Origin of the sequence: Hallella absiana, from assembly GCF_025457485.1 — a bacterium.
Taxonomy (GTDB): domain Bacteria; phylum Bacteroidota; class Bacteroidia; order Bacteroidales; family Bacteroidaceae; genus Prevotella; species Prevotella absiana.
The window spans coordinates 1-8,726 of record NZ_JAMXSP010000054.1 but is presented as its reverse complement, the minus strand read 5'-3'; the positions used below and the strand labels follow the sequence as shown (position 1 = coordinate 8,726).

General features: G+C 46.6%; 5 protein-coding genes and 1 pseudogene. All 6 read right to left on the bottom strand.

Annotated elements, in window-relative coordinates; translation table 11 throughout:
* Nucleotides 1–263: 263 nt before the first annotated feature.
* On the bottom strand, nucleotides 264–851 hold the full coding sequence (locus NG346_RS13965; protein WP_262281113.1) for a hypothetical protein: 588 nt from the start codon (nucleotides 849–851) through the stop codon (nucleotides 264–266).
* A gap of 218 nt (nucleotides 852–1,069) precedes the next feature.
* Nucleotides 1,070–2,146 carry a 5-methylcytosine restriction system specificity protein McrC gene (locus NG346_RS13960; protein WP_262281114.1) on the bottom strand — a complete coding sequence of 359 codons (1,077 nt, stop codon included), beginning with the start codon at nucleotides 2,144–2,146 and terminating at the stop codon, nucleotides 1,070–1,072.
* 1 nt (nucleotide 2,147) lies between these two features.
* Nucleotides 2,148–4,217, bottom strand: coding sequence for an AAA family ATPase (locus NG346_RS13955; RefSeq protein WP_262281115.1), 2,070 nt, complete (start codon nucleotides 4,215–4,217; stop codon nucleotides 2,148–2,150).
* A gap of 38 nt (nucleotides 4,218–4,255) precedes the next feature.
* Nucleotides 4,256–7,336 (bottom strand): type III restriction-modification system endonuclease, encoded by a 3,081-nt coding sequence (locus NG346_RS13950; protein WP_262281116.1) that lies wholly within the window; start codon nucleotides 7,334–7,336, stop codon nucleotides 4,256–4,258.
* A 217-nt stretch (nucleotides 7,337–7,553) separates the two neighbouring features.
* Nucleotides 7,554–8,009, bottom strand: a complete 456-nt coding sequence (locus NG346_RS13945; RefSeq protein WP_262288888.1) for a hypothetical protein — start codon at nucleotides 8,007–8,009, stop codon at nucleotides 7,554–7,556.
* A gap of 225 nt (nucleotides 8,010–8,234) precedes the next feature.
* Nucleotides 8,235–8,666 (bottom strand): annotated as a pseudogene (locus NG346_RS14670) (DNA methyltransferase); the annotation flags it as partial.
* Nucleotides 8,667–8,726: the final 60 nt, after the last annotated feature.

The following is an 8,726-nucleotide window of genomic DNA, read 5'->3' as shown; positions in this document are numbered from 1 at the left end:
TATCTTTTCTTGTTCCATGACCGCAAAGGTAAGCAAAAAAAATAGTTTTAGCACGCTATCATATCAAGTTCTTTGGTTAGGCAGCGGCATCCGTCCGCCACGGACAATCCCCCTTGGGCCTTGTGCCTTTGACATTAATGGCATTGTAAGAATCATAATTAGTAATATAAATTTCTTCATAGTGCATTGGTAATAATTTGTACTTTTATTATTTATACTATTGATTTTTAGACTTCAGTGTTTATATATTTTTGTAAACCTACCTATTTTTGTATACTTTTTGTAAGCTCCAGCATCTTTAATTTTGCTCTGCGTTGAGCTTCCTTTTCCAAAACGGGGTCAATTACTCCAGTAAGTTCGTCATGTTTTTTTTCAAAAGGTAGATAATCAGATACTATTTGATGAAAATCCTTTATTAAACTTTCAAATTCTTTTTCATCTTCACAAACTCTTGCTTTGGCAAAAGTTCCAAATATCTTTAGTCTATACGTTTCTAAAGACGAATTGAGTTCTATTAGCTTTTGTCCATTTTGGGTTTTTAGACCTACAATTTCTTCCAACCAGTCAGACTTGAAATATGCAATTATTCCGCCTCCAAAGATGTAAATAGCGCTAATAACAATATATGCAAGTGAATGTGGCTTAAGTATACCTTCACTATATAAAAAGCATACAGAACTATATATGGCATTGATTACAATCAGTGCCACTATTATTCTCTTTTGTACATTAGACTTCTCTGAGGCTGCTTTAAGTGAAGAATATTCTATGTTTGTATAGATTTCTTCAAGTTTTGCCCAAATAATATCTAACTGAGCATTTTTATATGTGTCAAAAGACTCTTGATCCATGCTATTATTTTTTTGGTGGTGTAGTTGGACGGGGTGCTGATGTAGGTGTTATCTTTCCACTTCGATTTTCTGATTTCTTGCTTGTCATAACAATAATAAATTTATTATTTTTTGGGGGGTGTTGTTGGTCGAGGCACTGATGTAGGAGTTACCTTTCCCCTTTGTTGTAAACTATCAGGTTGAGGAATTGATGTCGTTTTTGTTTCTACCATTGTATATTAAAATTTAATAATTTCTTTCAATCTTCTATCTATCTCCTTCCATTCCTCATTCAGGTCCACTGTGCAAACACGGATGTAGTGGTCGGTGTTACGATAACGGTAAGTATCGAAGATGGACTTCTGAACCTTTGGATATACGAGAATACCGTTGGTACTGAGCGTATAAGGTACAGAGGCATCCTCTTGGTTGAGGACGTAGCTCATGATCTGAGAGATATGCTCACGACGGATATGTTCCTTGCTTCCTTCCTCCGGGCGCGAGACCAACGTCTGGACATAATACTTGGCGTCGAGGATGATTTTACGTTCCATTCTCTTGTTGGTCATCGTTACGTCCGTAATCATCGTAGGCAGGTGGCTGACAGTTCCTTCATCCACGGGCGACATTTGGAAATCAATGTACGAGCGGTCAACGGTCGGATAATCATCCCGGCACTCCTTCTTGTAGAAGTTGAAGAGGAACTTCTCAAAGATGGCATTGAGCCTGTCCTTGGAGAAATCAAGGAAATGATATTTTCCCTTGGTATGCTCGTCGGGAAGCAGAGACTCAAATATCAGTTGGCAAATATGTACCAGCAGACCATAGAAGCGATTGTTACGGGTGATGGTCACTTTGCCAAAGTCTTCCTTGGTTAGCGGAATCAGAGAGACAGGAGGGAATTGAAGATATACAGACTTGACCGCCTTGTGGTTGGCTGCGTCGAGACCGTCATAATTCATCAGCCGTCTCAATGTGGCATAGATAATCTGATTGATAAGCACATCATGGGAATACTCGTCATAGTTGCAATGCAACCTTCCTTCTCTCCAGTGATTGCCCCTCAGCGTCTTGCTGACATTGAGCTTTCCCTTTACGCCGTACCTATCTTCTTCCACGTAGACATACTCATGGTAGATTCCATAGCGGAAGAGCCTTTGACATCCGGCCACCAACAGCTTGGCGAACAAGTCTGGATAGGTATTGCAGTGTTCTGCGTCAACCTTTATCTTGTCGCGCTGCTCTGCCAAATCCCATGCGTAGCAAAGGAGATAGTAGAGGTTCTGTATGGGTATGTACTTGCGGATGCCCTCCATGTTACTCTTCTTTTCCTGTCAATATGCGTTCCAACTGATGGTATAGCCCTTCATCGTCAAAGCATACGTCTCTGAGGTAGGGCAGTACTTGATAATCAAGCGTGTCCTGCCACCACTTGTCAGCTTCAGCGATATGGGCCACATCCGTGAAATAGCTGTGGCCAATCATCTTACCAGGCCCTAACAGCTCCTCACTGGCTATCAGGTCATTCACCTTGTTGAGCCGCAGGCATATCGTGTTGATGAACTCCTTATGCAGTCCATGCTCGGAGAGGAAGTCCTTAAAAGTCTGTTTGAACTCCGGCTCCAGAGTGTAAAACGAGAAGCGGCGGCGCAGTGCATAGTCCAACTGTGCCAGCGAACGGTCGGCGGTATTCATGCAGCCAATGATATAGACATTCTCCGGTACGTAGAACGTTTCGTCGCTGCTTTCACTGTACGTGAGCGAGATGGCATACTTGCTCTTTCGCTTGTCAGGCTCAATGAGCATCATCAACTCACCAAATATCTTACTGATGTTGCCACGGTTGATCTCGTCGATGATGAAGAAGAACTGCTCTTTAGGTGCTGCCAGGGCTTTTTGGCAGAACTCGTAGAAGATACCATTCTTCACCTCGAAGCCGTCCTTTGCCGGACGTATGCCCTGGATGAAGTCCTCATAGCTATAGCTCTGGTGGAACTGCACCATGGCAATATTTGCGTCATTCTGCTCACCCATCATCTGATAGGCTACCTTTCTCGCAAGGAATGTCTTTCCTACGCCCGGAGCACCTTGAAGGATGATGTTCTTGAACCGTTTGAGCAGTTCTACAATATGCAGGAACTCGTCTTTGTCAATGAAAGGCTTGTCCCTGTCCTTGTCGAAGTCATAGGTATCATAGTCAGGCTGGGGGCTGTCAGAAGAGGAGCTTGTACGCTCTTCCTTGCTTGCCATCTCCACAATGGCTTGATATTCCTCATAGGACAACCCGAACAACGAGCCTTGAACGCCTTTGCCCGGCTCACTGTTTCTGAACACCTCATTTTGTATCAGCTCAGACCATGGCACTTGGTATTTCACCTTTTCGGTAATGACAAATTCCAGCACCTCGCCCTCCTTTGACTTGTGCAAGCCTTTGGTGATTTCACAAAGAGCCTTCACACGCTTCACGGGAGTCGTCTCATAGCAAATCAGCTTGTCACCAGCCTTTGCCTTTTCAAAGTACTTGAATATCCTTCGCTTCTTGCCCTTGTCGCCGTAAGCTGTATAGGTCTGCTTGTCACCGACATTGTATTCATCCACATCCCATAACGTCGGACTGTCATTGAGCCAGAAGTATTGCGTGCCATCATGTGGGGCTTTGGCGACAACATCGGCATCGGGTTCGGCCACGATACCGCTGTCCTCATAGGCCAGTGCCGTGAAGTCTATGAAATTGTCACAAGGAACCTCACGGTTGTAAATCTTCGTGTTCAGCTCGTCCATGATGTTGAGATAGTCGGCATAGTCCATGTTATTTTTAACATAAATGCCATAGTGGTTCAACAGTTGTCGGTTATTGCTGTCGAGAGAAAGATAAGTCTTGGGCTTAATCCAATACAAGGCAATCGTAGCACGAAACCTTATACCTTTTTGTTCCTTTACGATATCGTAAATTTCACCAATCTCTTTATCTCCCTTATTGTTGATAACAGCATCGAGAAGCTTCCACAAGTTCTGAATGTTGGCTTCTCTTTCTTCTGAGGTAATATCAGACCAATAGTACACTGACTTCTGTGGATTTAGCTGTGGTACACCTTCATAATCAACAGGAGTGTCAGAGCTCATATTGAATATTCGTTTGAAAACAGTACATATCTCCGTCTTTTTTGAAATAAGTGTCAGACGGTTGATGATACCCATAACAGTAAATGGATCGATATCCTTTGGCGGAAATTTACTGCTCGAGTTGATATGGTTTGTATAACTTGGGTCGAGAGACGTCAAAACCACATCCTTCAGTTCTTCTTGTCTTTCCTTATAAGCCAAGAGCTTTTCTGCCAGTTCATGAAAGAACGGAACCCATGTGTATTTATCCTTGTATGTTGCCATATTCAATCTGTGCGGACGGCCACAAGGGCCGCGCCCTGCTATTTCATTACCTTATTATATAATGTGTCCCAGGAATTGACGACATCGTATTGGACATCGCTCGCGCCGATGCTCTGAAAATGCTTGGTGGCACAAGCTATCTTGGCTTTTTCCACGTCGCGCAGGTCGGCCTCGATGATGGAGCCCTTGGTCTCGGCTATGAAGTAGATATGCCTGACACCGCTGTCTTCCTTGAACACCACTGCCCAGTCGGGATTGTAATGACCCATAGGAGTATTGATATAGAAACCACGGGGCAGCTTGGTATAGACCTGCACCATATCCTGCTTCTCCAAAGCCTCGGCAAAATCCATCTCGCCTTTTGAGTCCACCACAACAAGGTCGTAGAGGCTCTTCTTCGATGCCATGGCATTCTCGCCGAGCTTGCCACGCAGCGTGTTCTCGGTGAACACGTCCTTGTCATAGGTGCCGTCCATCTTGTTGTACTCGATATGCTCGATGACCGACATGGCCTTGCAGGAGTTGATGATGCGTGCCGACTTCATGATGAACTCCTCGGGGTTGAGCTGGAACTGATGGAACGTCTTCTTCGGGTCAATGCCCTGAAGAATGGCAACGATGGTCTTACGCGTCAGCCCCGTCTTGGAGACGAGCTGACCGATGAGGTCATAGCGCACACTGCCCACGCCCTCATGTACCTGTACCGTGCGGTTCTTGCCCTGCTTCATGGCGGTTCCTTCCTCAAGTTGCTGTTTGCTCTCAATCTTTTCAAGGCTACCCGTACTGATGAATACCTTAATCTCGGTCACGTTCAAGCTCTTGTCGAGTTGCTGGACTGCCTTGTCGATGAGCTTCTGCGAGTCGAAATGCACCGTATAGTAGCTGTGGGTGTTGATTTCCTTCCACAAGCCCATGAACTCGTCCTTGAACTTCTGCTCGTTGAAGTGTCCTTCCACAGTGCCACGTCCATTGGTCGGCTTCACCTTCTTCGGGTCGAACACGCCGTCAAGCTGGTTGACGATGACTTCTTTGATATTATCCAAGTCGCTGAAATCAAGCTTGTCCGCATCTTTGTCGGCAAAGTATTTGTCTGTCAGCTTGCCACGATGGATATAGCCTTGCTCTATCAGCATCTCTTGGATGTCGTCGGCAACACCGTCGGTAATGGTGTGCTCCGTTCCGTCCTCTGTCGTATATTTCACGCCGACAAACAAGTCTTCCGTCACCTTCATGGGGCGGTCGGCGCAGGCATCGGCAATCTCATGCTGTAGGCCGTCGGCAAAACGATCATAACTCTCGCTGGCTATAACGGTAAGGATGTTCGTATTGAATACACCGTCTTCTCCAAGCACGTCGGCATCCTGGCGGTCGCCACGCTCGTTGACGCAAAGGCGCATGCCACGACCCACTTCCTGCCGTTTCTTGTTCTCGTTGTCGCTCTCTTTCAGAGTGCAAATTTGGAAGACGTTGGGATTGTCCCAGCCTTCCTTCAGCGCACTGTGGGAGAAGATGAACCTGACAGGCTCTTTCAGACTAAGCAGCCGTTCCTTGTCCTTCATGATGAGGTCATAGGCGCTCTCGTCGTTGCTGTTGTCGCTGCCACGCTCCGTCTTCGGGTCCACCATGTGGCCTTTCTTGTCCATCGAGAAATAGCCTTGATGGATGTTCTCGGCTGCATTCCGTGGATCTTGCAGATAGCGCAGGTAGGCGGAATCGGTCAGATAAGGGATGTATTCTTGTAGTACACGGGGGTATTCCTCCTCGAACATCTTGGCAAACTTACCCTTAGTCTCCTCACCGCCATACAGTCTGTAGCTGCTTACATGGTCGATGAAGAACAGCGACAACACTTTGATATGCTTGGGATATAGTTGGCTCTCACGCTCGATGTGCTTGCGGATGGTCTCACGTATCTGGTTGCGGCGGATGACATCCTCGGTGGTCTTGCCAATCATCTGTCCGGGTTCCAACGTCTGACCATTGACAAAATGGATGGTGTTCGTGCGCCCGTCAATGCGGTCAATGACGAAGCCGTCGCGGTACTCCTCCAGTCCCCCACTCTGCTCATAGAGGTCGAAGCCGTCGCTGACGACTTTCGACTGTTGGGCCACCGTACCGCTCTTGCGCATCACGTCGTAGTTGATACGGGCCTGTGGGTTGCCAGTGGAGATAAGTATCTGTTCGAGGTAGACATAGCCGTTGGTGGCGGTCGTGCCTTTCTGCTCCACACCGACCACTTCAATCTTCTTCACCAAGTGCTTGTTGTAGGCATCCATAGCGTCGAGACGATACACCATGTTGGCGATGTCGTCCTTGCGGTGTGTGGCACTGTAGAGAAGCTTGAAGAGAGAATTAAACAATTTCAAGCCCTTGCGTGTCTGGTTCGTCTTGTTGGCACCGAGCACGCTCTGGGGCTCGTCGATGATCATGATGGGGTGCGTGGCGGCGAGGATGTCAATAGGACGGCGTGAGCGAAATTCGTCACGACGGGAGAAGATGATACGGGCAGCAGCATCTCCTGCACGCCCTTCCTTGTTCTTGTCCTCATTGAGCGAGGTATTGAAGGCCTGCGTGTTGATGATCATCACGTGTATGCCGGCATCGGCGGCGAAAGAGTCTATCTTGGAGAGCTGTTTGGAGTTATAGACGAAGTACTGGATACGCTTGCCGTATTCCTGTGCGAAATACTCGCTCATGCTGTCGAAGCTGCTGAGCACTCCCTCGCGGATGGCGATGCTCGGCACCACGACGATGAACTTCGTCCAGCCATAGAGCTTGTTCAGCTCGAACATCGTCTTGATATAGGTGAATGTCTTGCCCGTTCCCGTCTCCATCTCGATGGTCAGCGTGCGACCGTCGCCCTCCAACTGGTCGATGGGTTTCAGACCGAACGAGGTCTGCACCCTGCGTATGTTGTCGCGCAAAGGCACGTCTGGCTCCAACGGTGCGTTGGCAAAGCCCTCAACATGGAATAAATTGTTGTCCTGCTTGCCATTGACAACACCCTGGTCAACGAGAAAGTTGCTCGTTCCGTCGTAGTGCGGTTGACCCAGGAAGCAGTCCGTCACGGCACGGGCGGCATCTTCTTGGAAACGCTGGTGTTTATATTTGAGTTTCATTCAATTTTTCCTTCTTTTGTTTTTCTGCGTTGCGACCCATTATTCGCTGCGTAGCAAATGATCCTTTGCTGCGTAGCAAACGATCTTTTTCTATAGGATTACAACATCCATCAAATAGGTTCGACCCCATCTGAACATTGTTTCAGCCTCACGAGAACATAGGTTTGCCACCATCATTACATAGCTTTGATACGATGATAAGTCCTCTTTGAAGTTGTTATATCACACGGATGTTGTTCAACGCTTCATCGTCTGACCAGCTAAGGAGCTGCTTGAACTGCTCAAAGATGTTGATTTTCTGCTCGTCCTTCTCGAAGCAGCTGTCACGGAAGAGGACGCGAAGCGGAGCCTTGTCGGCCATCGCCTTGACAACATTATCAGTGATGGGCTTACCGAAACAAGCCACGAGGTCGCCGTCGTTGATGGTATAGACCGTCACACCGTCTATCGTTTCTGTAGCCAAAGGCAACGAGAGCTGCACACCCCAATCCACCATACAGCCATAAAGCAGATCGAGTTCCGTGCGGTCTTCTTTTACGTTATCTGCAAAAAGATCCAACTGCTGAGGATCCAAGTCCTTTGGAGCGAAATAAACATCCTTCATATTGCTGGAGTCTACGCGGAAGACACGGAAGCCAGTGTCAAGTTTTAACTTGTTGCTTTTCTCAAACAAATTTGGCTGTTCTTTTGAAAATTCTTCATTTACCTCTGATCCTGCTCTGCGAATTCTTTCCTCACCTAATTCAGTTAGTAAATGCGGCTTATGTAATTCATCTAAAACAGAAATTGCATTGTTGGCTATTCTTTTTGCATTCTCTGAAGAAGAGTTAAGCATATTATCTATATTCTCAGGATACTGAACAAGGATGAATGTTCTTTTGCCCCCATCTTTATTCAACCTAAAAATACTGTCTGCAGTCGTTCCGGAACCACTGAAAATATCCATTACTATTGCATTGTCGTTTGCAGCAAAACCAAGCAAATATTTTATTAGCGCTATCGGTTTAGGATTCGAGAATACATCTTTCTTAAAATATCGGTAGACATCTTCCGATCCTGTACTTGTTGTACCTTTATCATCAACAAGTCTTTCAGTTGTCGTAAATATACTTCTTGGTTTCTTTCCTTGCGGCATTCTCTGCTTGAACTGCACGGACCAACCTCCATTTGGAGATGGCACAATTCTGGCTTCTCCTTCTTTAATATCTTGCTTGAATCTTTTTTCTGATCTTAGCCAACTAATAGGATTACCATCTTCGTCAAATTGGGGCCCAAGGGGGATTGTCCGTGGCGGACGGATGCCGCTGCCTAACCAAAGACAGTAACACATCTATAGAAAAAGAAGGGTATATCCCTTATTCCCTTCAGGCATGACCTGAAGGCTTTCATC